This window comes from Desulfosporosinus acididurans, from assembly GCF_001029285.1.
Lineage (GTDB): Bacteria > Bacillota > Desulfitobacteriia > Desulfitobacteriales > Desulfitobacteriaceae > Desulfosporosinus > Desulfosporosinus acididurans.
In genome coordinates this window covers 1-25414 of record NZ_LDZY01000009.1, presented here as the reverse complement: position 1 = coordinate 25414, position 25414 = coordinate 1, and the positions used below count along the sequence as shown (strand labels likewise).

The 25414-nt window shown below is 41.5% G+C and carries 22 protein-coding genes and 1 pseudogene; 4 read left to right on the top strand and 19 right to left on the bottom strand.

Annotated features, from left to right (window positions below; translation table 11 throughout):
* Positions 1-230: 230 nt before the first annotated feature.
* From htpG to DEAC_RS13290, 6 genes are all read right to left on the bottom strand, one after another.
* Positions 231-2111 carry a molecular chaperone HtpG gene (gene htpG, locus DEAC_RS13315; protein ID WP_047810567.1) on the bottom strand — a complete coding sequence of 627 codons (1881 nt, stop codon included), beginning with the start codon at positions 2109-2111 and terminating at the stop codon, positions 231-233.
* A 161-nt stretch (positions 2112-2272) separates the two neighbouring features.
* Complete coding sequence (locus DEAC_RS13310; protein ID WP_047810566.1) at positions 2273-2767, bottom strand: YaiI/YqxD family protein; 495 nt, start codon at positions 2765-2767, stop codon at positions 2273-2275.
* A complete protein-coding gene (locus DEAC_RS13305; RefSeq protein ID WP_047810565.1) occupies positions 2764-3606 on the bottom strand; it encodes a CvfB family protein in 843 nt (280 codons plus the stop codon). The genes DEAC_RS13310 and DEAC_RS13305 overlap by 4 nt, the downstream gene beginning before the upstream one ends.
* Before the next feature lie 126 nt (positions 3607-3732).
* Positions 3733-5028, bottom strand: a complete 1296-nt coding sequence (locus tag DEAC_RS13300; protein WP_047810564.1) for an ATP-binding protein — start codon at positions 5026-5028, stop codon at positions 3733-3735.
* A gap of 138 nt (positions 5029-5166) precedes the next feature.
* Positions 5167-6489, bottom strand: a complete 1323-nt coding sequence (locus DEAC_RS13295) for a dicarboxylate/amino acid:cation symporter (protein WP_047810563.1) — start codon at positions 6487-6489, stop codon at positions 5167-5169.
* Between the two features lie 105 nt (positions 6490-6594).
* Positions 6595-7458: a response regulator gene (locus DEAC_RS13290; RefSeq protein ID WP_047810562.1), complete on the bottom strand. Its 864-nt coding sequence runs from the start codon at positions 7456-7458 to the stop codon at positions 6595-6597.
* 374 nt (positions 7459-7832) lie between these two features.
* Here DEAC_RS13290 and DEAC_RS13285 point away from each other — a divergent pair, with 374 nt between their 5' ends.
* On the top strand, positions 7833-9926 hold the full coding sequence (locus DEAC_RS13285; RefSeq protein ID WP_047810561.1) for a glutamine synthetase III family protein: 2094 nt from the start codon (positions 7833-7835) through the stop codon (positions 9924-9926).
* Between the two features lie 371 nt (positions 9927-10297).
* Here DEAC_RS13285 and DEAC_RS13280 read toward each other — a convergent pair whose 3' ends face one another.
* From DEAC_RS13280 to DEAC_RS13265, 4 genes are all read right to left on the bottom strand, one after another.
* Positions 10298-10618: a DUF6951 family protein gene (locus DEAC_RS13280; protein WP_047810560.1), complete on the bottom strand. Its 321-nt coding sequence runs from the start codon at positions 10616-10618 to the stop codon at positions 10298-10300.
* A 25-nt stretch (positions 10619-10643) separates the two neighbouring features.
* Positions 10644-12218: a methylenetetrahydrofolate reductase C-terminal domain-containing protein gene (locus tag DEAC_RS13275; protein WP_047810559.1), complete on the bottom strand. Its 1575-nt coding sequence runs from the start codon at positions 12216-12218 to the stop codon at positions 10644-10646.
* Positions 12219-12525: 307 nt separating this feature from the next.
* A complete protein-coding gene (locus tag DEAC_RS13270; protein WP_053006435.1) occupies positions 12526-13509 on the bottom strand; it encodes a 4Fe-4S binding protein in 984 nt (327 codons plus the stop codon).
* A gap of 226 nt (positions 13510-13735) precedes the next feature.
* Positions 13736-14605: an SDR family oxidoreductase gene (locus DEAC_RS13265; protein ID WP_047810557.1), complete on the bottom strand. Its 870-nt coding sequence runs from the start codon at positions 14603-14605 to the stop codon at positions 13736-13738.
* A 243-nt stretch (positions 14606-14848) separates the two neighbouring features.
* Between DEAC_RS13265 and DEAC_RS13260 the strand changes: the two genes are divergently transcribed.
* Both DEAC_RS13260 and DEAC_RS13255 read left to right on the top strand, forming a co-directional pair.
* The gene (locus DEAC_RS13260) at positions 14849-15691 is read left to right on the top strand and encodes an SPFH domain-containing protein (RefSeq protein ID WP_047810556.1); all 843 of its coding nucleotides are present in this window, start codon (positions 14849-14851) and stop codon (positions 15689-15691) included.
* A gap of 40 nt (positions 15692-15731) precedes the next feature.
* Positions 15732-15911 (top strand): type II toxin-antitoxin system antitoxin, encoded by a 180-nt coding sequence (locus tag DEAC_RS13255; protein WP_200903134.1) that lies wholly within the window; start codon positions 15732-15734, stop codon positions 15909-15911.
* Between the two features lie 163 nt (positions 15912-16074).
* Here DEAC_RS13255 and DEAC_RS13250 read toward each other — a convergent pair whose 3' ends face one another.
* From DEAC_RS13250 to DEAC_RS13210, 9 genes are all read right to left on the bottom strand, one after another.
* Positions 16075-16626, bottom strand: a complete 552-nt coding sequence (locus tag DEAC_RS13250; RefSeq protein WP_047810555.1) for a 2-oxoacid:ferredoxin oxidoreductase subunit gamma family protein — start codon at positions 16624-16626, stop codon at positions 16075-16077.
* Positions 16623-17381 (bottom strand): thiamine pyrophosphate-dependent enzyme, encoded by a 759-nt coding sequence (locus DEAC_RS13245; protein ID WP_047810554.1) that lies wholly within the window; start codon positions 17379-17381, stop codon positions 16623-16625. The genes DEAC_RS13250 and DEAC_RS13245 overlap by 4 nt, the downstream gene beginning before the upstream one ends.
* Positions 17378-18439, bottom strand: coding sequence for a 3-methyl-2-oxobutanoate dehydrogenase subunit VorB (gene vorB, locus DEAC_RS13240; protein ID WP_047810553.1), 1062 nt, complete (start codon positions 18437-18439; stop codon positions 17378-17380). Before vorB ends, DEAC_RS13245 begins: the two co-directional genes overlap by 4 nt.
* Positions 18440-18446: 7 nt before the next feature.
* Positions 18447-18668 carry a 4Fe-4S dicluster domain-containing protein gene (locus DEAC_RS13235; protein WP_047810552.1) on the bottom strand — a complete coding sequence of 74 codons (222 nt, stop codon included), beginning with the start codon at positions 18666-18668 and terminating at the stop codon, positions 18447-18449.
* Between the two features lie 430 nt (positions 18669-19098).
* Positions 19099-20382 carry an IS110 family RNA-guided transposase gene (locus tag DEAC_RS13230; RefSeq protein WP_047808144.1) on the bottom strand — a complete coding sequence of 428 codons (1284 nt, stop codon included), beginning with the start codon at positions 20380-20382 and terminating at the stop codon, positions 19099-19101.
* Positions 20383-20497: 115 nt separating this feature from the next.
* Positions 20498-21166, bottom strand: coding sequence for a hypothetical protein (locus DEAC_RS13225; RefSeq protein WP_053006434.1), 669 nt, complete (start codon positions 21164-21166; stop codon positions 20498-20500).
* Between the two features lie 82 nt (positions 21167-21248).
* Positions 21249-22166, bottom strand: coding sequence for a bifunctional enoyl-CoA hydratase/phosphate acetyltransferase (locus DEAC_RS13220; protein ID WP_200903138.1), 918 nt, complete (start codon positions 22164-22166; stop codon positions 21249-21251).
* A 42-nt stretch (positions 22167-22208) separates the two neighbouring features.
* Entirely contained in the window at positions 22209-23273 is a 1065-nt protein-coding gene (gene buk, locus DEAC_RS13215; protein WP_047810550.1) for a butyrate kinase, read from the bottom strand.
* Positions 23274-23572: 299 nt separating this feature from the next.
* Positions 23573-24751, bottom strand: a complete 1179-nt coding sequence (locus DEAC_RS13210) for a C40 family peptidase (protein ID WP_047810549.1) — start codon at positions 24749-24751, stop codon at positions 23573-23575.
* A 300-nt stretch (positions 24752-25051) separates the two neighbouring features.
* Here DEAC_RS13210 and DEAC_RS13205 point away from each other — a divergent pair.
* Positions 25052-25414 (top strand): annotated as a pseudogene (locus DEAC_RS13205) (transposase); the annotation flags it as partial.

Sequence of the window (25414 nt, the reverse complement as noted above, 5' to 3'; positions counted from 1 at the left end):
AGAACGAATATTATTGCTCGTTCTTTCTCCTATTCTTACAAGTGGTTCTCATACCTCGCTTCGGTGGGAAGAGAGTTCATCCTTCACTTCAGTGTAAATGCATTTATCCAATCGTAAGACTCCCACTTCTATAAGTAGGAGTGGTGTCCCCCGCACTCTGCTTCGGTGGGGTTAGAGTGGGGGTAGGGTCCCCCACCGAAGTCTTGATGTTCAGCTTTAGCTGAACAAGTTTACTTTGCGAGCGCTCGCTCAATAATTTGATTAAGCCTGTTGACCATACCTCGAGGATCTAAGATTAGCCCTGCTGCAATCTGTGCATTTTCGAAAATTTGTTCAGCGGCGACTTTCGCAAAAGAATCTTCATTAATCCGTGCCGTATCCAACTGTTTGATCATTGGATGAGCAGCATTAATTTCCAGAACACTAGGACCAACGCTGTCGAAGTCCTTATTCATAAGCTGCATCATTCTTTGCATACTGTTCGTTCCATAAGGGCTTAGCACAACGGCCGGACTGTCAATTAAACGTTTCGATTCCCTTACATCTGTAACCTTTGCTCCCAATACCTCTTTTAGCCAAGCAGTCAGAGCTGCGACTTGTTCTTCAGGTAAAGCTTCTTCGCTTCGATCTTTCGGTTCTTTGTCGATCAGATCCAGATTGGCTTCATCAGCGGATACAAGCCGTTTACCTTCGAATTCCCCAATTGTTCCAAAGATATAATCGTCAATGGCCGCATAAGTGTAGATAACTTCTAAGCCTTTGTCCCGGAATATTTCTAAATACGGACCAGTTTCAATCGTCTCGCGGGAAGGTCCATTAACATAATAGATTGCCGTTTGACCCTCTTTCATCCTTGAGACATATTGGCTTAGGGTAATAAGTTCACCCACTTGGGTATTCGACGATTCAAATTGTAAGAGCTTAAGAAGGTCGTTGCGATGTGTAAAGTCATTGGCTGCACCTTCTTTAATAAATAAGTTGAATTTCTCCCAAAATGTTTTATACTTTTCCGGTTCCGAAGTAATCTGGCCTTCGAGGAATTTTATAAATCGGGTCGTGACTACTTTATTAAGTTTACCAACCAAGGCGCTATCTTGCATCGTTTCCCGGGAAATATTTAAAGGAAGCTCTTCGCTATCGATAACACCTCTTAAAAAGCGCAGCCATTCTGGTAAAATTGCAGTGGATTTCTCTTGAATCAGGACCTTTTTACAATATAAATTAACACCCGGTTCCATTCGTCCAAATCCAAATTGTTCAAAGTTCTCTTGGGGAACAAAAAGCAGCGTATTGATATTTAAAGGTGCATCCGAGGAAAAATGTAAGCGATAAAGAGGCTCATCATGAGCATTAGCGATAAACTTATAAAACTCATTATACTGATCATCGCTAATTTCACTCTTGTTTTTAGTCCATAGGGCATCAACGGTGTTGACTTTCTGCCCGTTAACGGTCACTGGATAAGGAACAAAACTTGAATACTGCTTAATAATTCGCTGTATTGTTTCAACTTTAGCAAAATCATAGGCATCCTCTTTTAAATGAAGGACCATTTTCGTACCACGCTGATAGTCATCCCCAGGTTTTATAGTATAGCTGCCTGTCCCGTCTGATTCCCAAATCAGACTTTCTCCTTCCGGTAAAAAGGTCCGAGTATAAATTGTTACTCGCTCTGCAACCATAAAGGCAGAATAAAACCCAACTCCAAACTGACCAATGAGATTTAAATCTTTTTGATTCCCTTTCTCACTTAAATGTTTAATAAATTCTTTGGAACCCGAATGAGCAATGGTTCCAAGGTTCTCAGCAAGTTCTTCGCGAGTCAAACCTACACCGTTATCCGTAATTGTGAGTGTATGTGCCTCTTCAGAAGTATCAATATTAATTTCTAACGGCAAGTCTTTTTGATAAACGTCTTGCCCCGTCAGCTGGGTATACCGAAGTTTCTCCATAGCATCTGCGGAGTTCGAGATGAGTTCCCGCAAAAAGATTTCTCTCTCAGTATAAAGAGAGTGAATGACAATGTCCAATAACTGACGAATTTCCGTTTGAAATTCTTTGGTTTCCACTGTTGTGCTCACTACAAACCCTCCAATTAAAATTAAATGCATTAAATAAGGCAGACTAAGATTGATTTGCAGTCTCCTTCAATAGTTTAATCAACTTTGTCCAAAAGTGCAAAGCCTTTTAGGTGTTTTTACATCCTTTTATTTAGAAATCTCTCTTGTCCTCACATAATTTCTTTGACTTATGTGGCGCATGGTGATCAGCGTTATATCTTTTCGTGGCCGCTTTTTATTCCATATATATCCTGTAATATACGTCGTAAACTGTCTTCGAAAAATTGATCGTCTTCCAGTTTCCTTTTTTGAGGACCTTTTGTCCTCCCGCCGCCCCTGCGAAACTTTGCTTTAGTTTCACGTTCTTCAAGCAAAAACTCAATTGTGTCATTGCTGAATTCTCTGCCCGTAGGATTCAGACACCGTACCCCTTTGCCTAATAACATGGCTGCTAACCCCCAGTCTTGAGTCACAGCCACATCACCAGCATGTGCAAGATTCATCAGGCGTATATCTGCTTCTTGAGAAGCATTCCCTACAACAACATGAAAATCCGATTCAATCTTATGGTTGAAACTAGCAATTGTCCAGACCTGAATAGAATATATTTTAGCAAGCCTGAGACAGATTTGCAAAACTGATCTCGGACAAGCATCCGCATCAACAAGTATTTTCGCTGAACGTCCTTCTTCACTGGTTGGACTCAAAGCAATTTCTCCTTTAAACCATGCTCTGACTTTACCACCTTATTTTCTTTGAGCAGCCTGCCTACAGCCCTCTTAAAGGCAGCTTTGCTCATTTGAAGCCGACTTTCAATTTCTAAAGGGCTGCTTTTATCATGTAACGGCAGAAAACCATCGCCTTGACGGATTTGTTCTAATATTTTCATACCATCTTTATCAAGTTGCAGATAAGAAAGGTCTCGAAGAGAAAGATCCAATTTTCCATCGTCGCGAACTCTGATTACTCGTCCTTCTACTTGATCGCCCTCCTTTATGTCAGTATAACACTCCGAACTTGGTATTAAGCCACAATATTTATTGTCTACGGCTACAAATATACCTATTGGAAGATTGATTCTGTAAACAGTCCCTGTAACCTTGTCATTTTTTTGATAAGGAGAATCTGCAGTTAAATACTCATAAATTTCTGTTGTAGCACATAAGCGCTGACTTTTATCCAAGTATACCTTAACTAAATAGTATTTATCGACTTGGACCGAAAATTTCTGCTCATGAAAGGGTAAAAGCAACCCTCGTTCCAGCCCAATATCCAGAAACGCTCCAATTTTAGTTCTGGCGCTGACCCTTAAATAGGCTAGATCCCCTAATTGAGCATAAGGTTTTTGCCGTGTTGCGATCATCCGCTCTTCAGAATCCCTATAAATAAAAACTTCAAGGACATCACCCTCTTTGGCCCCCTCAGGAACCTGTTTCAGCGGCAAAAGGATATTATCTTTCCTTTCCCCTGTTCCGGCGTCCAAATAAGCCCCAAACGACGTAAAATTATTAATTTTGAGTTTATAATACTTACCAATTTCCAGCACAACAGATACTCCTTTACATGAGTACACAAGGTCGTAAACTATTAATAACCTTGTATACTATTTTAGCTTATTATAATTATATCCGCATAAATTGCAAGAATACAAATTATTATCTTTTTCAACGTTCTAAACTATTGGCAGCTGTACATGAAACCAAGTCCAGATTTGTCTGCCTTCAGTTTGACTAATGCTCACCGTACCCTTTACTTCGGCCAAAACATGAAGCACATGGGTAAGTCCAATTCCTGTCGATGCGGTTCCCGAATCTGAGTATTTCGTAGTAAATCCCGGCAAAAATATTAGTTCTCGATCGTCCGGTGAAATTGGTTTTCCAGTATTGCCAAGATGCAGATATAGGGTCTCCTCACGTACATGCCAGACAACAGCAATTTCTCCCGACCTTGCAATAGCATCTATCCCATTAGCCAAGATATTGTTAACAACTACTAATATAGGAAAGAAATTTTCAACAAAGTAATGATTAGACCCCGATGAACGCAGCCATTGTACCTCTTTATGATGAGCAAAAGCATAACGCTGCTGACTCTCAACAACAAGGTCCAGGGCCTCTCCAAGGTCTATTCTTGTGTAATCGTTAGGCTCTATCAACGATTCTAAACTGCTGAAAACGCGTTGCGTATCTTTTTTGATTTCGTGAATTTTCTCAGCTAATTTCAAAAGCTCATTCTGCTGGCTAAGACTAGCCGATTCCGGTAAGTATTCTTGATAAAGTTGAAAGCTTTTTTCCGTTGCTTCTTCAATTTCCTTCATAATTTTTTTTAAAAAAAATCCTTCGGCATAAAGAGTTGCTCCCATAAGAAGCTGCCCTTGGAACTTTTCTCGTTCCTTTTCCTGCAAAATTCTTTGACGAAACAACTCTGTAGTAGCGATAAAGGCTAGAAAAAATAGTCCTTTAACGCCCGCTCCTAAGACTAAGACATAAATACTATGCCAGGTCGTGTGAACATTCGCCGTAAAGGCGAATTCTAACAGATTAGCAATCAAATCAAATACCATAAAATACAAACTAGTTTTTATGGTATTTGTTTTCCAATACCTTACTTTTGAAACAAGAATTCCGCCCGTCAAAGCTAGATAATAAATCAGAGCGGGCGCATTTTCCAGGATAAGATTATGCCAGGATAATGGGCGAACATAGATGAAACGATCGGCTATAACTCTAATAAATACAACGACAGCACCTGTTAAACAGCCGTTAACGAGAGTTGCTAATCTTGGGAAAGTATAAAGACATAAAACATAAAATACACTGCCTAATCCTAAGCGAAATGTTGATCCAAAAGGAAAAAAACCTATTTCACCCAAAATATACGTTCCCACGATTAGGGCTGCTCGCAGAGTATCAAACGGCATCTTCTTTTGTATGTCAGATAGCCAGTTCATCCATTTCTCCAAATTCATTTAACACCCTCCAGATGCAAGAGGATGCAGCCGGCAACCCCAGTCTACATCCCCAAAAGAACGGCAATATTTAAATTGTTTATAGTATAGGCTTTGAAAGAAATTTAATGTGCAATTATAACTTTATACTTTTAATGATTACTTGGCAAATGATTCTGTCATCACTGAGTTTTCCTTAAGCTGATCAAGATCTCCAAGATTACTTTCTACATCTTCTGGTAAGGGTTGTAACGGATAAGTTGCTCTTGAACGATCAAAGACTCCTTCAAGTCTCGCCATAACGACTGAGGCTAGAGAAACTCCGATAACATTCACCACGGTACGCCCCATGTCCATAATTCTGTCGACTCCGGCAATTAGAGCTAACCCTTCCACCGGGAGACCTGTCGAGGCCAATGTTGATGCTAAAACGACAAAGGATACTCCAGGAACTCCAGCCATTCCTTTTGAAGTAATCATCAATACGGCAATAATCGTTAACGTATGGAGAAAAGTCAAATGAATCCCGTACATTTGCGCAATAAACGGTACAGCTAATCCTTGATAAAGAGCACTGCCATCTAAATTAAAGGTATATCCTGTCGGAACAACAAACGTAACGATGGATTTAGGAACGCCGAATTGCTCCATTTTTTTGAGGATTCTTGGGAAGACAGATTCGGAGCTGTCGGTTGAGAAAGCGATCAACATCTCGGCGCTAAGGTTTCTAAGCATTGTGAATAAATTAATACCCGCAAGCTTAGCAACTAGTCCGAAAACCACAACCACGAAAAAGGCCATGGTCAGATAGAGAATTCCCACCAATTTACCTAAAGGAAGAAGCACTGCTAACCCAAACTGGGAGACAGTGAATCCCATTAAGGCAAAAACTCCGTAGGGCGCAGCAGTCATAATGATATTTGTCAATTTAAACATCGTTTCGGCAACACCCTGGAAAAAATGAAGAACAGGTTTGCCGATTTCTCCAACTCCGGCCAAAGCCACACCAAAAAGAACAGCGAAAAAGATAACTTGCAGCAAATCTGCACGGGCTAAGGAATCTACAATGTTCGTAGGGATCAGGTTTACAAATAAGTCCGTTGTCGTGTGATGAGTTGCTGTGCTGGTGTAAGCGCTAATATCAACTTTGGTTATGCTGCTTAAGTTAATACCGACTCCTGGTTTCGTTACATTGGCTACAGTTACTCCAAGTAAAATAGCAATCGTTGTGATAATCTCAAAATAAATAAGAGTTTTGCCGCCAAGCTTTCCAACTTTCTTCAGGTCACCCACACCTGCGATGCCAATAACAATCGTAGAAAAGACAATCGGGACTACGATCATTTTAATGGAGCGAATGAACATGTCTCCAACGGGTTTGAGCCATCCAGAATAGTTTCGGAAAAAATATCCATAGAGAATACCCAGAGCCAAACCAATAATAATTTTTGTTGCCAGCCCCATTTTTTTTCGTTCCGTCATCAGAACCCCCCCTGTTCATAATTTTGCGAAAGTTTCTGATAACACTATACAATGAGGACTACAGAATCCTACAGGAACTGACAAGCATTCCTGGAGGCATAAGGTTTAGATATCATGAAGCACGTCCATGTATAAAGCTATTATAAATTTGCGGATATTTATTCTTGCCGAACTTGTTCGCTTCTGACGTAACTCCAGCACACGGTCGCGGACTTCAGCATAATCAAAATATTTCGAGGCATACCGTTCAAAATATTCGTCATAGAAATCCTCCAAACCCCGTAAAGCTATGTTTTCTAGTGCTTGTTTTATTACTCTGCGGATCCTTTGTTCAATGCTTTGTATCTCTTCTTCATTTCCAGCAATTGCTTGATAAATCGAGCGTAAAGGCAGATTTATCAGCTCTTCTTCATGATCTTTAAAGCGTAAAACAATGGCCTGTAATTCTCGGCTTCCTGTCTCACCAACAATCCCTAAATCTGCAAAGATGCCTTGAAACCTCTTCTTTATCACCTGCTCGTTCGGCTGATAGTCTTTAACTGGTTTAAGAGCGCGTATTTCCGCCAGCGATTTCTCGATCTGCTCAAGGGTGGATTTCAAACGCTGTTTTTCTAATACGCGTTCAGCAATGGCTAATATTTCATTGCGATTAATAGGTTTATGAATAAAAAACTCAATTCCTGCTGTATAAGCTTTAGCCATTAAGGTCTTTGCTTCCACCTGGGATATCATAACAAACAGAGTCTCTGGAAACATAGAGAGAACTTTTTCTACAACTTCAATTCCTGAGATATCCGGCATCAAGAGATCAATAAAACAAACATCAACTCTGCGACCGCTCTCAAAAAATCTTAAAGCCTCATGCCCAGAAGAAAATTCTGCAATTACGTCTCCTTTGGTATTTAATATATCCGCAAGCATACGTTGGGACGCCAGATCATCATCTACGACGGCAAACGTTGCGGCCATCTACCCAGCCCCTCTCGCTCTCATTCTCACACTCACTCATTATAACGAAGTGTGCAGATTGGTGCAAAACATTAGCATAAATTTATCATCATCGACAAACTCCCCTACTTTCTTCTTATTAAAAAAGTGCTAAACTAATGAATGAAATCAGTATCAGTGAACTCGTTCGCCTATAGCTGAACATCAGGTCTTCGGTGGGGATACAGTATTATTTCGATTTCTCTCTTGTCAGATCCTATGTAACGTGATAAATTAAGACTATATTGGATGGAGCAATGACGCTCTTCTTAAAGATTTGAAATACAATCTTTAGGGGGGAGTCTTTTTGTTTATCTGAGGAAATTTTGATAGTTTAGGAAGGGGAAAAGACAGATATGGATATTTTTGGGGAAAACGTTTTTAATGACACAGTTATGAAAGCACGTCTACCGAAGGCCGCTTATAAATCCTTACGTAAAACCATTGAAGAAGGACTGCCCCTGGACCCTGGCATCGCTGATGTTGTTGCTAATGCCATGAAAGATTGGGCTATTGAAAAAGGCGCTACCCATTTTACCCACTGGTTTCAACCGCTGACTGGCATAACCGCTGAAAAGCATGATTCATTTATTTCTCCGACAAGTGACGGACGAGTTGTAATGGAGTTTTCCGGTAAAGAACTCATCCAAGGTGAACCTGATGCTTCCTCCTTTCCCAGCGGCGGAATTCGGGCTACCTTTGAAGCTAGAGGGTACACGGCTTGGGATTGCACCTCACCGGCCTTTCTTAAAGAGGACGGCGGGGGATTAACACTATGTATTCCTACTGCCTTTTGCTCTTACACCGGAGAAGCACTTGACAAAAAAACACCTCTTTTGCGCTCCATGCAAGCACTTTCCAAACAAGCTCTTCGTATATTAAAGCTTTTCGGCAATACTACTTCTACCCAAGTCACCAGTACAGTTGGTGCTGAACAAGAGTATTTCCTTGTCGATAAAAATTTTTTTGATAAACGACTTGATCTAGTTTTAACAGGTCGTACTTTATTCGGCGCCATGGCTCCAAAGGGACAAGAACTTGAAGATCACTACTTTGGCAGCCTTAAAACACGAGTCGCCGCTTTCATGCGTGAAGTCAATGTAGAACTATGGAAGTTGGGTGTTCTTTCTAAAACACAACATAATGAAGTTGCCCCCGGACAGTTTGAAATTGCCCCGCTCTTTACAACCACAAACATTGCCACCGACCATAATCAAATTATCATGGATACCATGAAAAAAATTGCTCTTAAGCATGACTTGGTCTGCTTGCTCCATGAAAAGCCCTTTGCCGGCGTCAATGGCTCAGGCAAACATAACAACTGGTCAATGTCTACCAATGATGGAAGCAACCTTCTTGACCCTGGTAAAAACCCGCATGAAAATTACCAATTCCTCACCTTTGTTTCTGCAGTCATTAAAGCCGTAGATGATTATGCTGAACTCTTAAGATTATCTGCTGCAATTCCTGGAAATGACCATCGTCTAGGTGCGAATGAAGCTCCTCCTGCCATTATCTCAATTTTCTTAGGGGATCAACTTACCGATATCTTTAATCAGCTGCAAAACGGCGGTCTCAAGAGATCTCTTCAGGGTGATAAACTATTAAGTGGTGTTGAGACTCTTCCTTCTTTCCGTAAAGATTCAACCGACCGCAACCGCACTTCGCCTTTCGCCTTCACCGGAAACAAATTCGAGTTCCGTATGGTGGCCTCTTCTCAATCAATTTCTGGGCCAAACGTTGTTCTTAATTTGATTGTGGCTGAAGTTCTCTCCCAATTTGCAGATCGTCTCGAAAAGGCTTCTGACTTTAACGCAGAACTTAAACAAATTCTCCGCGAGACAGCAACAAACCACAAACGGATTCTCTTCGACGGCAATGGTTATTCCGATGAGTGGGTTGAAGAAGCAAAACGCCGCGGATTGCCCAATATTACGTCTACCGTTGATGCCTCACTCATTCTCAAGCGTCAATCAACGATTGACTTGTACGAAAAACACAAGGTTCTGAATAAAACCGAGATTGAATCTCGCTTCGAAATTAATATGGAACAATATATCAAACAGATCAATATCGAAGCACTAACCATGATTGACATGGCTAAACATCAAATTATTCCCGCGGGAGTAAAATACTCCACTCAATTGGCGAACTCTATTAATGCGATTAAATCAGCCTCCGCTGCCGCCGATGTTTCAGTCCAAGAATCTCTGCTTAACAATGTCTCCTCTACGCTTGCATCCTTCCAAGCAAAATTAAACGTTCTGGAAAAAAGAACCCAAGAAGCAGCAGACAAGACTGAAGAAGCTTATGAACAAGCCGCTTTCTATCGCGATGTTGTTTTCAAAGCTATGAATGACCTGCGTCAAGACGGAGACCTGCTTGAAACCATGATTGATGGAGATCTCTGGCCAATGCCTACCTACTCTCAAATGTTGTTCATGCTCTAATTATAACAACAATTTAAATTCTAGAGAGGGATTATCTGCTTAGATGCATCATAATCCCTCTTTTTTTGTTTCTCAAAGTTATAGTTCAGTTTTTATCCCCTTCTAAGACCCTCACCTCTATAATGACGGTTACTATTCCTTCGTATTTTTCGGTGAAGGTAGAATCCATCCTTCAGCGCGATGGCATTTGTTATTGGATAGGCGCTTTCGGCGAAACTATCCACAGGACACTTTCGTCACCGGAGCACCGATGTTCAGCTTTAACTGGACAAGTTTACGATTCATTTTTTTAGATTCAGTTCGTTAAAGACTCTTTAAAATAAAAGCGCTCCCTACTATGATTATCAAACTACAAGTAAGGAGCGCGCTTTTTATTCTTCTTTGGAAATAGTTATGCTTACAGTTTGTTGAAGAGCTAAACCGGAAGCAACCTCAATTGTCTTAAGAATCCCCGAAAGCCCAGGACAGCTGGGGTGTGGGCTGTATTTGGCAAACACTTCATAAACTTTCCCAGTGTGAAGTTTATGAAACATTTCTTGATAAGCATCGACTTCTGTTAATTCAGGGGCTATTTTTTGGAAATTTGGGCAATCACTCGTTATTTCCAATTTTACATGCTCATCGCCCCCGCTCACTGCTTTAACGGTTATTGTAAAGCCGCAAATGCCGCTTTTTATGACTCCCGTTGCCATAAACACCCTCCATACGTTGCCAGAATTATTTCTTTGTCTGTGGAACCTTACTTTCCGGGCGCTTTATTCCTAAAATAGGTGCAGAGTGATCTTTCCCTAAATAGAAATTAGACCAAGAAGAAGTCTGATACAGATCCCAATTGGCTGGGGGAACCGGAGGAACATCAATATTGGCTTCTTCCCCATACTTTTTAAGTCTGGCATAAGCTCTTACCCAAATACATTTTTTCTCATTTGGGAATACTTCGCACCAACCATTTAAACTTCCTCCACATGCACCATTACGCTGATTTTTAGGGCACTGTGACATCGGGCACAAATAGGCTATATCAAACATTGCACAATCTCCGCAGTCCTTGCAATCAAGCATAACAACTTTGGCAATATGCTCAAGAGCATGCAGACGTTTCTCTCTCTTTTTCTTTCCTTCTGCTGCACGGTAAAAACTTCGCATGACAGGGAATAACTTTTTGTTGGGAGTAAACATCAAGGCATGCATACCACGCATCATGGTATAACCAAAATTCACAGGCGCATCCAGGGGCAGGTTAGCACGATTCGTTGGACGATCGCTATTTAAACCTGTCTTCTCGTCTTTTTCGAAACAATAGAAACCATTCTTTTGTGGATAGTCGAATTCACGAATATAATCCTGCCAATTTTTGCTTAGTTCTTCCCCTTGATCAATGATATACTCCACCTGTTCATATTTGATATTATGTCCTCCAATATGCACACCGCCAAAGCCCATTCCCTTCATAACAGCATACATTTTGGCCGCTCTCAGCATACGTGCTCCAACCCCTTTATCCGGGGCACCTTTTTCGGCCTCAAGCTCAGCTAACAATTTATCGGTTACAACACATCCCGGTAATTGGTTTTGATTCATAATTCGCGCAGCACCATAGGGTAAGATATAGATATTACCGACTACAGGAATATCATAGTTGTTAACCTTTAAAAACTGCAAAACTTCATGGAACTTTCGGGCATCATAACCAAGCTGACAGACAATAAACTGCGCTCCACCGGCAATTTTCTTTTTCATTTTATAATATTGAACCATTTGTTCAGCCTCGGTAGCTTTAAAAGGAGAAACTGCCGCTCCGGCAAAAAAATCACTTGCTTTGTGATAAATTGGTACTTTCATGCCTTGAATTTCTAAGCCCTTATTCATATCCGTAATAAGTTGAAGTGCATTTATAGGATCAAGGTCAAAGACAGGTTTCGGGCGTCCTTTAAATCCGGATACCGGATAATCACCAGTCATAACTAAGAGATTACGGATATTAGCTCTATCTAAAGCATAAAGTTGGCTTTCCATTTGATTTCGATTCTTATCCTTGCAAGTAAAGTGTACAAGAGGCTCTATCCCAAGTTTCAGAATATCCATTCCCAAATAATCAGCTAGGATTGCCGGATTACCCCCTGGATTATCTGTGATAGTTAGAGCATGTACCCTCCCTCCCTTAGCAGCTTGTTCAGCTGAGGCAATAGCAACTTCCTGGGGCTTTTCATTGGCACCTCTTCCCGGGACAAGCTCCCAAGTTACTGACAATGTATTTTTGTCGAGTAGTGATTCTTTGAACTTATTTTCCATCTCCTAGTTCCTCTCCCTTTCCTCGATATTCATGTACATACTTTGCCACTTAAATCATATTATACCTCTTTTTGGACAAGAAATTAAGCCTCAATTTTCAGTCTTTAGATAACATTCTATTTATTCTGTCGAAGCCGTCGTTATCAGCTAGTCTTATAACAAAAATACTATTCAGGAATTCCTCAAAATATGAATAGGATGAATACTAAAAAATAATGCTCAACAGTCAAGGTGCGGTACTGTCGAGCATTGCCTAATCCTTTATTATGATTATATTATAATCTGCCTAGATAATACAATGGATTGTTTAAAGCATAAACAACAATTGCCTATAGGTTTCTACAGTCATATCAGAGCCCCAATGACCTGTCAGTTTAGCAACAACGATGCCTAAAAACCAAAGGCAAAGGATAGCTATTGTGAGCAAAGGAATGGCAAGGGTTTTCTTTCCCCAAGATGTCTTCAAGGTTAATGTATCTTTAACGGGACATTGTTGAACACAATTAAGGCAGCCCGTGCATTCAGGAGAAAAGACACGACTTTCATGGGCAACATCTATCCGACTCGGACAACTTTTCGAACATTTTCCACATTCGATACAAGTATTTTGATTTCGAGTAATTTTGACTGGACTCAGAAAACTAATCAACCCCAGAAGAGCGCCATAAGGACAAAGATACCGACACCAAAAATTTTCAATCATAACCGAAAGCAATGCCAAAACTCCAAAAACTGACAAGCCAACAATAGATAAATGTTCCATAAATTCGAGCATCATGATATCTGATATTCTATTGTACGGTGATTGAACAAAGGAAGCGGCATCTGTCCCACTCATTCCCCAAAAAATGGCCAGCAGAAAAAAGAGAAGGAGAATATATTTCAAAAAACGCAAGATAAAATCAAGCCAAATTGGTGTTTTAAAATTTCGGCCGAATAGAGCTCGTCCTATCTTTCCCAGTCCCTCAGAAAGGGTTCCTATTGGACAGATCCAGGAACAAAAGGTTCTTTTAAACAAAAGGGAAGTTACAAGGATTATCAGAAAAATTACTAACCCTGCCGGATGGACAGGATCGAATCTTCCGGTTGCCAACCATGCCCTCAGTCCAACCAAAGCACTTAAAGGCAAAAAGGCCTCTACTCCCGGCGGTCTATTTATAACTGCCAATGACTTCTTTGTTAACTGATTTACAAACAGGATAAAGTCAATACCAATATAAGCAACTACAAGCGCAAAGAACAATTGAACACCATGTCTCCATGATATTAGGTTTTTTAGTTTTGAAAACATGGAACCCCTCATTTCTAAACTAAACTCGTTCAGCTCAAGCTGAACGGAGCTTCGGTGATCAGTGTCCTGTGAACATCTTAGACTATTATAGCAAATAAAAGTTTAAACGTTATGTGATTTAAGTCACAATTTTAAGCTCATTTTGTCACAAAAAAATCATCCGAAGATAAGCTGTATCGCCAGATCATCACTGGTTAGCCTTATCCGGATGATAATTAAACTAAAATTAAGAATTTATTATAGTACCGCCATTAATATGTATAATTTGCTCAGAAATGTATGAAGAGTCTTCAGATGCTAAAAACACATAGGCTGGAGCTAATTCCTTCGGCTGACCTGCTCGCTGCATCGGCACCGTACTGCCGAAGACGGCTACTTGTTCCTCTTGAAACGTAGAAGGAATTAAGGGAGTCCAGATTGGACCCGGGGCGATGCCATTAACTCGGATTCCCAATTTGCAAAGAGACTCCGAAAGCGAACGAGTAAAAGAAATCACGGCTCCTTTACTAGCGGAGTAATCAATGAGTTGATCATGCCCTTCATAAGCCGTAATCGAAGTCGTATTGATAATACTGCTTCCAGGCTTAAGATGAGGCAATACTGACTTAGTTAAATAAAAGCAGCCAAATATATTTGTGCGAAATGTACGCTCCAGCTGACTGCTTGTTATATCAAGCAAACTATTTTGAGGATGTTGTTCTCCGGCATTATTTATCAAAATGTCTATTTGAGCAAAGGTCTGAAGTGTAGTATTTACAACCCCTTGACAAAACGATTCATCGCCAATGTCGCCGGCTAAAAGCAAGCAGCGTTTTCCTAATTCTTCGATTCGGGCTTTCGTAATATTCGCGTCCAGATGTTCATTGTAATAAACAATGACAATATCAGCGCCTTCCTTGGCAAAGGCTATAGAGACTGCCCTTCCAATGCCACTGTCTCCGCCTGTTATAATAGCTATCTTTCCTTTTAATTTGCCATTGCCTTTATAAGCCGGGTCTTCAGCCAAAGGTAATGGATTCATTAACGTTTCGAGGCCAGGTTGCTGTTCTTGTTGCTGAGCCGGAAAGGTCGGTTTTGGCGATTTAGCCTGGGTCATTTAAATGACTCCTTTCTTCTTGTTCGTTTTCCCATTGATTGAACGATAATAAAATGACCAATTATGGTCATTATTAATCCTCTTTCTCTGGACTATCTCTCGCTTAAATTCTTCCATTTATTAGAGTGAATAAAATTAAGGCTTTATCTTGTTATATAAAAGTGATATCATATTGGTATCGAGAGACATTCGATGCAAAAAGATTCTAAGGTATCCATACCTAGTTTAAGGAGGTTTATCACTATGTTTGAGAAAAAGGCTTGGGCTGTCAACGGGTATCTGGCGCTAATTTGTATGCTTGCCCTTTTAATTGGAGGAATCGCCCTAATAATCCAAAAAAACTTTATTGGGACTGTGCTCCTTATCGCAGCTCTTATATTGGGAACAGGGATTATTGTCGTACAACCAAATAAAGCCTATGCCCTCGTATTTTTCGGGAATTACCTTGGCACTATTCGTAAACCAGGGCTTTGGCTAAGTATTCCCTTGGCCTCACGCAAAGGCATTTCCTTAAAGGTTCGCAACTTTAACAGTAAAACTTTAAAAGTAAATGATATCCAAGGGAACCCGATTGAAATCGCAGCCGTTGTTGTTTTTCGAGTAGTTGATACTGCAAAGGCCATCTTCGACGTGGAAAAATATGAACAATTTGTGGAAATCCAAAGTGAAACCGCCTTACGCCATATCGCAACTCGCTATGCTTATGATAATTTCGAAAGTGATGATATCTCCTTACGCGGGAATCCGGAGGAGGTATCCGATGAATTAATGAAAGAACTTCAACAGCGGCTCATCCTCGCTGGAGTTGAAGTCAGCGAAACTCGTCTAACCCATCTGGCTTATGCCACAGAAATAGCTGGGGCAATGTTACAGCGTCAACAAGCTTCTGCGATTCTTTCAGCTCGCCAAATCATTGTTGAAGGGGCTGTTGGCTTAGTGCAGCTGGCTATCGAACGAATTGAAAAAGAAGGCGTCATAAATCTTGATGATGAGCGCAAAGCATCAATGGTTAACAATCTCCTAGTATCCATAGTTTCTGAACGTTCTATTCAACCCGTCGTAAATACCGGAACAGTGTATTCTTAATCCTTGCGTGTTAATTTAGGAGCATCGGATGTGGATAACCATGAGTAAGAAACAATTTCTGCTTCGCATAGATCCTAAACTCTATGCCGTCCTAGAGCGATGGGCTGCTGACGAATTTCGAAGTGTCAATGCCCATATGGAATATTTGCTCCGTGACGCAGCCCGCAAAACGGGTCGTCTAAAAGAGATTACTGCCAATCCCAAGGAACAAGAATCATAATAAAAGCGAGACCGTATTTAAAATATTTGATCTGGATTATTGTATAAAGAAAATACAAAGCAACTTAAAAAGCAAGCCTTCCAATTTAACTACTGATACAATTGGAGGACTTGCTTAATTTTTTGTTTTACTTGTAATTTGTTTAATTTTAAAAAGTCATCATTTAAAAATGTTTTTGAGCATACTCAATCCCAGCTTTGAAAGCTCTGGAATTCAAGTCGGCTAGCTCGGGTTTTTTACCCGCCAATTCAACCAGTGCCTTAATTAGAATCTCATCCTCAAGAGTTGGAGTCAAGGCTTGTATAACTCCCAGCATCACAATGTTGGCGACCTTCGCCTCTCCTATTTCATGAGCAATATCATTAACCGGAACGCGAACAATTTTAATATCGTCTCTGCCCTGCAAATCCGGCACGATTGAGGAATTTACATATAAGGTTCCGCCAGGGACCACGCTGGCAATAAATTTTTGATAGGACGCTTCATTCATAACTAGAGCTATATCAGGTTTACCCACAGTCGGAGAACCAATCCGCTTATTGGAGATAATTACCGAACAGTTAGCAGTCCCGCCGCGCATTTCCGGTCCATAAGCAGGAATCCAGGTAACTTGACGCTTTGCGAGCATAGCGGCCTGAGCCATAACTTTACCGATAAATAAAACCCCTTGACCTCCAAATCCCGCGAATAAATATTTTGTTATTCCAGAAGTCATGGATTGCTCCCCCCTTCCAGTGCTGGAGTTTTCAGCTCACCCAAGGCAAAATGGGGTTTCATTTTTGTCGTTAACCAATCTAAGGCTTCGACCGGATCGACACCCCAGTTCGTAGGACAGGTGGAAAGTATACTGACAAAAGAGTATCCCAAACCATCCAGCTGAATTTGAAAGGCTTTTCGAAGAGCTTTTTTGGCTTCTTTAATGGCTTGCGGACTTTCCACAGAGACCGAGGCTACATAAACTGCTCCTTCAACTTGGGTCAAAATCTTAGGAAGATCCAAAGGGAAACCCATCGTTACCGCATCTCGACCATACGGAGAAGTTGAAGTTCTCTGTCCTACCAGAGAAGTTGGGGCCATTTGCCCTCCTGTCATTCCATAGATGGCATTATTGACAAAAATGGAACTTATCTTTTCGCCGCGGGCGGCTGCAGATACCGTTTCAGCAAGTCCAATGGAGGCACCGTCACCATCTCCCTGATAGGTAAAGACAAAACGATCAGGACGGGCTCTTTTGGCTCCTGTCGCTACCGCAACTGCACGCCCGTGCGCAGCACCGATCATATCACAAGAAAAGTAGTTTTCACAAAAACCGGCACAGCCCACAGGAGCTACGCCTATCGCCTTTTCAATTAGATTCATTTCTTCCAATAATTCACCGATCAGGCGATGAATAATCCCATGAGTACATCCTGGACAATAATGAAAGGGTCGTTCGGTTAGACCTGAGGTCTTAGCAAAAATCGTTTTCATCCCTGTCCCCTCCCTAACATTTGTTTCTTAAAGGCATCAACAACCTCTTCCGGCTCGGGAGTCATACCCCCTTGACGTTTGCATAAGCCAACTGGAGCTTGACCGTTTACGATCAGCTTTACGTCTTCCACCATTTGACCAGAACTGAGTTCTACACTCATCCAGCCTTTAATTTGAGGTAATCGTGCTGAAAGACCTTTTTCCGGGAAAGGCCACAAAGAAACGGGCCGAAAGAGACCAACTTTTAAGCCCTCTTCGCGCAACATGTCCACAGCTGTTTCCGTGATGCGGGCACTTGTCCCAAAGGCCACAAATGCAAATTCGGCATCATCCATGAGATACTCAGAAAATCGTTGTTCAGATTCTTTCATCAGAGATATTTTTTGGCCCCAGCGAAGATTTTCCGATTCTCCCAGATCCGGAGTAAGATAATAACTGATTACATTATTTTTAGGCCGCCCTTCAGCCCCGCTGGCTGCCCAGGTTTTCGGACTTAGCTTTCTGCCTTGATAAGGGGGAAACTCCACCGGTTCCATCATTTGTCCCAAAATTCCATCGACAGCGACAATCACTAAATTCCGATAATAGTCTGCGATATCAAAAGCTTCTTTCGTTAAATCCACCATTTCCTGAACGGATGCGGGGGCTAAAACGATGCTGTGGTAATCTCCATGACCGCCGCCTTTTGTTAGTTGAAAATAGTCTGCTTGTGTAGGGCCTAGGCCGCCTAATCCCGGTCCGCTTCTCATAACATCGACAATAACACAAGGGATTTCTGCTGCAAACAAATAGGAAAGCCCTTCTTGCATTAAACTAAAGCCAGGGCTTGAGGTTCCTGTCATGACTCGTTCACCGACCGCTCCTGCCCCATAGACCATATTTATGGCTGCCACTTCACTCTCAGCCTGTAAATAGGTTCCTCCTGAGCTTTTCATTTTTTTGGACATGTATTCCGGAATTTCTGTTGAAGGAGTGATCGGGTACCCATAAAACAAACGGCAGCCCGCTTGAATCGCCGCTTCGGCGATTGCTTCATTTCCCTTCATTAACATTGCCATACCAGACTCACTCTCCTTTCTCCTCACGATAAATTTCCAAAGCCAAATCAGGACAGATTAAACCACAAAAAGCACAACCTATACATAGGCTTTGATCGGTCATTTCTACAGCATAAAAGCCCTTACTGTTTGCCTTGTCACCGATCTTTAAAATTTTCTTAGGACAAGTATGGACACAAAGGCCACAACTCTTGCAGCGTTCCACGTTAATTTTAACGACATTCTTCATAAACTCTCCTCCCTATAATATCTTGATATTTTCTTTAGATATCTCGTATTTTCATAGAATTCCTAGCTAACCAAATTAGCTCACCACGGATAGAATTCGCATAAAATGTCTAATTCGGAGAAATTGGATATGGCAAAGCCAACGTCTACTATTTGTGGATATGTTGGCCGTTGTAAACCCATGATTCTCACGGTGGTAAACCTCCCATGTCTAACAGGGTCAAGATTATAAATCTGCCCTAAATTCCTTCGTTCCACCTATCCATGATTGGGTGTCAGTTATGCTCCTCTACCGAGTCCTTGCTCTAATGGAAAAATATGCGACTGACTACCAGCTCTTTTGTTTTGCTAGGTTACCTGGATTGCTCGCTTCTGTGGTGACGCTTTAACCCACAGATCGTTTGTTTCTTATGGTTTCGCTGCTATTCTAATTACGCTGCTAAATGCTCAACTGGACGATGAATGTCCTTAATTAGCTTTTCTGGATCGTATTCTGTACCTTTTGTTAATATTGCATAGAACACCCGAATTAGTTTACAGCTTAAGGCAATTAGTGATTGTTTCTTCTTCAGGGGATTCTTGATCCTTGTTGTGTAGTAGTTGTGTATCTCTGCAAACTCTGCGTTTTTTGCGACTAGCGGCATCACTGCTTGAAATAGGATTGCCCTCAGTCGTGCGCGGCCGCGCTTACTGATCGTGGTCTGTCCCTTGTGCTTACCTGAGCTGCTTTCTCGTAAGGCTAAGCCCGCAAGCTTTTGGATCTGCTTTGGAGAATTAAAGCGTCTAATATCTCCAACTTCGGAGAGAAAGCCTGCCACGGTAACAAGGCCAACACCTTTAATTTCAAGTAACTTCGCTACTTCTGGTATCTGACGGCACAACTCATCGATGGTTTCTATGACTGCCTGATATTGTGCTGTTTTAGTGTGATAGTCTTGGAGTAATAGCTGAATTTCCATTCGGGAACAAGACTCTCCTTCGGTGCAACCAATGCTCTTCTGAGCAGCTTCATACAGGCTCTTAGCCCTTTTCATTCCGACTGCTCTCAACTTGTTGTCTCTCCAAATTCGGTTTATTCCTTCTACTCCAAGTCTTTTGATATCCCTAGGTTGCGGGGCAACTTGCAGAACCAGCATGCTACTTGTCGCATCAAACTTTCCAAACACCGTTTCATGCTCGGGAAAGTAGATTTTCAGCCACCTCTGAATGCGATTTTTTATACTGCTCATTTCCTTTTGGATGCGCATTCTGCAAGCCATCGCTATTCGCAGTTCTGCATAGATCCCCTCCGGGATATAGGGCTCATTGTATCTCCCCTCGATGACCAGCTTAGCAATTGTTTTGGGGTCCTTAGCATCCGTTTTGCTGGGGTGGTTGTCATCAAGCTCCTTACTACGCTTTACATGGAATGGGTTTACGAGGACTAGCTTAATGCTTTGCTCTTTTAGATATGATGCCAGGCCGAACCAGTAATGGCCGGTTGGCTCTGCGCCTACCACTATGCAGTCCTTTTGTGCTTGACCTTTTAAACGTTCAATCCATGCATAGAAATCCCTGAATCCTTCAGCACTGTTTTCAAACTTGAATACTTTGCCCAGCTCTACTCCTCGCCAGTCGAAAGCCCTGGCGTAATGAAGCTCGCTGGCGATGTCCACTCCGATAACAATACTTCTTTCAGAAAGTTGCTTTAGTTTCTCGTTTTGTGTAAAATTCATTTGGGATGACCTCCGTTATTTTGATTGGATTCTGTTGGCCAACAGTCCTTTCAAATTGTAACGTGAGGTCTTCTTTTTGACAAAGCTCATTTTTTCCTACTACAGGAATGCTCCTTTACTCGGTAGATGAACGTTTCCCTGAAGTTTTCCAACCAAGGTTTAAGAACCGCTGAACCGGAATCCAATCAGATTCCCATGGAAGGCCCACTTTCTCAGCCCATTGCGGATTCATACCGCAGGCAACCTTTGGAATCTTAGTTTGAGCCTCCAGTTCGTGAATAAGTTCTTCAGATTGACGCCAATCTTCTACTGTCGTCCATTCTTGCAGGTTAGAATTATTGATCCAACCTTGAACCTTCAGGTGCGATTTTAATTCCATGTCTCGTCTCAAGTTCTCAATTTCCTCCAGAGTACTGCTAAAGGGGCGAAACACGTTTACGACCTGAAGAACAGTGACATCCTCTTTCTCCAGAAAGGTATGATATCGTCCAACTACTGTTGCACCGGTTTCATTCCCCCCAACATCAAGGAGAACCCTTTTTTTTGTATCTCTTAAGGAGCCTTCAATTTGGGGAGTTAGAGAGGGATTTTCAGCCAACGCTAAATCACCTTGTGGACGGATCACTTCAACCCCATCTTTTTCTAAAGGAATTGCAGCTTCCCGCGAACGAAAATAAGGATTAATCAAATCAAGATCTACCAAAGATACTCGTTGATTCTTTTTTGCCCATTGGGACGCCAAATTTATGGCCAACTGAGTTTTGCCGGCACCATATCCTCCCATTAAAACTACAATCCTGCGATCAAGTAGGTTTATTTCTGACGTACTCTTACCCTCCCAGTTAAAGTTAGTCGACTGATCTTAGTCAGGACAACCTCTGTCCTTTTTGACTTAAGGCAGCCATCGTCAAGGCCATTAGTTTACTTCTTGGAGTATCATTTCGTGACGTTAAAACTATGGGAACTTGAGCGCCCAGGATAATTCCGGCCATCGTTGCGCCTGCGAAATAGACCAGAGACTTTCCCAAGACATTTCCAACTTCAATCGATGGTACTAAAAACAAGTCAACATTACCATTAATCCTACTAGAAATTCCTTTATGCTTTAAGGCAGCTGCGCTGACTGCACCATCGAGGGCAAGAGGACCTTCCACCACAGCATTAGGAAACTCTCCGTTTAGGTTCATTTCTTCTAATGTCTTAGCATCAACGGTTGCCGGCATTTTAGGATTTACAACTTCATTGGCTGTTAAAACAATAACATTGACCAATTCCATTCCAATCCCATGTAAATACAATAGGCTATTTTCCAAAATTTCTTTCTTTTGTTTTAAATCCGGAGCAATATTCATTCCGCCATCCGTTACAAAAAGCAAGCGGGTATAACCCGGTATTTGAAAGGCAGCCATATGACTGAGCAGACGGCCTGTTCTCAGCCCCCTTTCCGGTCTTAAAACTGCCCGAAGAAAATCAGAACTATTAATTAAGCCTTTCATTAAAAAACTAGCTTGTCCGTCAATGACAGCATCTACTGCCCTATGGGCCGCATTAATAGGATTTGGTTCATGGATTAGCTCTATCTGGTCTAACCTGAATTCTATTTCCGCGGCATATTGTTTAATGACTTCTGCGTCCCCGATCAGAAGAGGAGAAATAAGGCCTTCTATTTCGGCAAGTTTAATTGCTTCTAAAACGTCTTTATCAGCAGCGGCAGCAACAGCAACTTTCGTCCGCCCCATACTTTTTGCTTTTTCAAGCAGGGACTCAAACCCGGAATACCGCAATGTTATCACTCCATTTTCAGTCCAAAGGTTCATGCCATAAATTTATGCCTGATAAACCAGCGCCTGTTCTTCACCCTTTAAAACTCTCAAAGCTCCTGAAGCCAGGGCCTCCATTTCTTCTTCGCCAGGAACCACTTCTACCTTGGCAATAAAAGCTATTCGTCGACTGATTTCACAAGTGATGAATTGTGAATGAGCAAGCCCTCCGGTTAATACGATTCGATCCACGTCACCAGCCATTACAGCGGCCATAGCTCCGATTTCCTTAGAAACTTGATAACAAAGTGCTTCTAATACCAATTTTGCCTGAGAGTCACCTTCGCTCATCCGCTTTTCCGCCGCACGGGCATCTTTTGTCTTAAGATACGCAAACATGCCGCCTTCTTTAGTAATTTTGTTCAGCATTTCCTGTTCACTATAGTTACCTGAATAACAGAGTTTTACAAGTTGATAAGCAGGTAAAGTACCGCATCTATCCACAGAAAAGGGGCCTTCACTATTGGCGTTATTAACATCAATCATCCTGCCTTTATAATGAGCGGCTACAGAAATTCCTCCACCTAAATGGACGACAATAAAATTGACTTCCTGATAAGTTTTTCCTATCTGACGAGCAACCTTACGGGCAACAGCTTTCATGTTCAAGGCATGTGACAGACTTATACGAGGTAATTCCGGCAGCCCGGAAAAACGTGCAAGAGGCTCCATTTCATCAACAGCAACTGGGTCAACAATAAAAGCTGGTACATTAATCCGCCGACCAAGATGGTAAGCAATAATTCCTCCGAGATTCGATGCGTGTTCTCCGCCCGGTGCATCCTGTAAGACGCGAACAAGGTTATCATCTACAAAATAAGTGCCGCCTATTAGGGGAGCAAGCAAGCCCCCTCGTCCCGCTATAGCGTTAAACGTTTCCAGGGCATCACCTTTTAAGGCCAGAGTTTTCAAAACAGCTGCAATTCGATATTCATATTGGTCTCCAACCCGAGCAAAACCTTCAATTTCTTGAGCCGGATGATCAATTCCCGTTTTCCAGAGACATGTTTCGTTTTCAAAAGCCGCAATTTTCGTCGATGTCGACCCTGGATTTATAACGAGTACTCTCAAACGTATCCCCCTTCGATAATTAATCCTATCAGCCTATTGATTGACAACTAATAATGACCAACTCAACTATTAACTAAATATTAAGTATAAGCTTAATTATAACATAAATCGCAGAAAAGACATGCTTCCTATTATTGTCACAATTATAGGAAAGGAGCTGCAACAAATATTATTTCAAATTTGTTCAACTCCCGCTCCCACTTAAGAAGTGGAAGTCTTATGATTATATAAAACAACACGCCATCAAAATTCAAATTAGTATTAACGATCTCATTGAATTTTAAGGCGTGTTACATTATTTATTGAGCGATAACTCGTCGAGCTCCTAAGTAACGTACAGACCAATATGAATTTGTCATATCATCGTAAGAAACACCGCCGTTAGAAGAATTAAGCATTGTATTATTTCCAACATAGATCCCAACGTGTGATGCATCAGAGGCATAAGTATGGAAAAACACTAAATCCCCCGGACGCAAATCGGATCTGGAAACGGCTACTCCATTTGTAAACTGTCCTTCAGAAGTACGACTTAAGGAAATGCCAAAATGACGATATACATATTGAACATATCCCGAACAATCAAATCCCGGAGACGGAGATGTCCCTCCCCAGACGTAAGGAATGCCCATGAATTGAGAAGCGTAGCTTATGATTTGCCCTGCGCCGCCGGAAACAGCAACTGTCTCTGATACCCCACCGGTATCACCCCGCCCAATAGCCCCTGGGTCTCTCGCAGCATTGGCAGCTTCGATCTCTTGTTGTTGTATTAATTGTTGAATCCTGTTAACTTTTGCTTTTGCATTTACGGATTGGGTAAGCGTTGCTTTTTCCTCTGAACTTAACTGTGAAAGAATTTGCTGCTGCTTGGCTAAAGCCACTTGAACAGTCTGCTGCGACTGTGTTTTTTCTTGGATTGTTGATTGAATAGACATTTTCTTTTGATTTATTAATTGCTTTTGGCCATCTAAGGACTTATTCAGAGTGGCTATTTCACTTTGAATTTTACTATAAGATCCTACGATCATTTTAACCTGCTCTGCCCTGTCGATGAAATCCGATAGACTGGTAGCATTAAGCAAAACTGCAACGTAAGACGTTACGCCGTCTTCATAATTACTTTTTACGTACTGCCCCAAAGCTTTTACATGTTCCTGACGTTGATCTTCAAGTTTCTGTTGTTGTTTTTCTAAATCCTGAAGATGACTCTGCTCCTGCTTTAATAACTTTTGTTGTTGAGCAATACTGTCATTTAAAACTTGAACAGATTGCTTTAAGCCTAAGACTTGTGTCGTTGCTTTGGAAACTTTATCCTTTTGTGCACTCAATGTCCCATTTAATGACTCAACTTGCTTCTGTGATTGAATTAACTGTTGGTGCAAATCATCTGCTTGAGCTGGAATAACCGAAGATACGAGAAGAACGGTACCGATTGTTGTTACAACTGCTGTCTTATATAAAAATAACTTCTTTTTCATCCATCAAACTCCTCAACGATCCTTAATAAATAAGAATTCGCCACAAATCTCTAAATTCCTTGTCAAAAGATTCAGAATTTGTGCCGTGTCAAAAAGCTCTCACATTGCGTCCCGTAACGCCTTCTCCTGCAGTGTGGGACCCAACATCTTTCATTTCTTCCATAAACACAGGGGCTGTGTGAAAACACAGCCGAGAGAAACCGCTAGAAATCATTAGATTTCGGCGGTTTCTCCGCGTATTCGGAAGAAAAATGGTATAATTATGACAAGGAAAGAACGAATGAGGCAGGTGTTTTCTCCTTGTCAAAACCGGGTAAAAAAAGTACATAACCAAGTTGTTTTTAAAGAGTATAATCAGAATCAACTGAGCTTACCAATAGATTTGGAATGTCTTATTCCTCCCAATCATATGGTCAGAGTGGTAAACTCTGCTATCGATCAAATGAATCTGGAACCTCTTTTAGCTAAATATCCGGGAGGTGGACGTTCGAGTTATCATCCCGTCATGATGACCAAACTGATCGTTTATGCCTATGCTGATAAAACGTTTTCTAGCCGCCGCATAGAAAAGGCAGCCCGCGAAAACATCATGTATATGTGGTTGTGCGGAGGAAATAGTCCGGATTTAAAACCATCAACAGCTTTCGGGGCGAACGTATGAAG

Excerpts from the sequence above, each read along its gene's own strand:
- DEAC_RS13255 (WP_200903134.1), top strand. The coding sequence starts at position 15,732 with ATGAGTAAGAAACAATTTCTGCTTCGCATAGATCCTAAACTCTATGCC.
- DEAC_RS13235 (WP_047810552.1), bottom strand. The coding sequence starts at position 18,668 with ATGAAGAATGTCGTTAAAATTAACGTGGAACGCTGCAAGAGTTGTGGC.
- DEAC_RS13210 (WP_047810549.1), bottom strand. The coding sequence starts at position 24,751 with ATGAAAAAGAAGTTATTTTTATATAAGACAGCAGTTGTAACAACAATC.
- DEAC_RS13245 (WP_047810554.1), bottom strand. The coding sequence starts at position 17,381 with ATGAAAACGATTTTTGCTAAGACCTCAGGTCTAACCGAACGACCCTTT.
- htpG (WP_047810567.1), bottom strand. The coding sequence starts at position 2,111 with ATGCATTTAATTTTAATTGGAGGGTTTGTAGTGAGCACAACAGTGGAA.
- DEAC_RS13290 (WP_047810562.1), bottom strand. The coding sequence starts at position 7,458 with ATGGCCGCAACGTTTGCCGTCGTAGATGATGATCTGGCGTCCCAACGT.
- DEAC_RS13285 (WP_047810561.1), top strand. The coding sequence starts at position 7,833 with ATGGATATTTTTGGGGAAAACGTTTTTAATGACACAGTTATGAAAGCA.
- DEAC_RS13270 (WP_053006435.1), bottom strand. The coding sequence starts at position 13,509 with ATGTTTTCAAAACTAAAAAACCTAATATCATGGAGACATGGTGTTCAA.
- DEAC_RS13230 (WP_047808144.1), bottom strand. The coding sequence starts at position 20,382 with ATGAATTTTACACAAAACGAGAAACTAAAGCAACTTTCTGAAAGAAGT.
- DEAC_RS13275 (WP_047810559.1), bottom strand. The coding sequence starts at position 12,218 with ATGGAAAATAAGTTCAAAGAATCACTACTCGACAAAAATACATTGTCA.
- DEAC_RS13280 (WP_047810560.1), bottom strand. The coding sequence starts at position 10,618 with ATGGCAACGGGAGTCATAAAAAGCGGCATTTGCGGCTTTACAATAACC.
- DEAC_RS13295 (WP_047810563.1), bottom strand. The coding sequence starts at position 6,489 with ATGACGGAACGAAAAAAAATGGGGCTGGCAACAAAAATTATTATTGGT.
- DEAC_RS13300 (WP_047810564.1), bottom strand. The coding sequence starts at position 5,028 with ATGAATTTGGAGAAATGGATGAACTGGCTATCTGACATACAAAAGAAG.
- DEAC_RS13265 (WP_047810557.1), bottom strand. The coding sequence starts at position 14,605 with ATGACCCAGGCTAAATCGCCAAAACCGACCTTTCCGGCTCAGCAACAA.
- DEAC_RS13260 (WP_047810556.1), top strand. The coding sequence starts at position 14,849 with ATGTTTGAGAAAAAGGCTTGGGCTGTCAACGGGTATCTGGCGCTAATT.
- DEAC_RS13225 (WP_053006434.1), bottom strand. The coding sequence starts at position 21,166 with ATGGGAGGATATGGTGCCGGCAAAACTCAGTTGGCCATAAATTTGGCG.
- vorB (WP_047810553.1), bottom strand. The coding sequence starts at position 18,439 with ATGGCAATGTTAATGAAGGGAAATGAAGCAATCGCCGAAGCGGCGATT.
- DEAC_RS13250 (WP_047810555.1), bottom strand. The coding sequence starts at position 16,626 with ATGACTTCTGGAATAACAAAATATTTATTCGCGGGATTTGGAGGTCAA.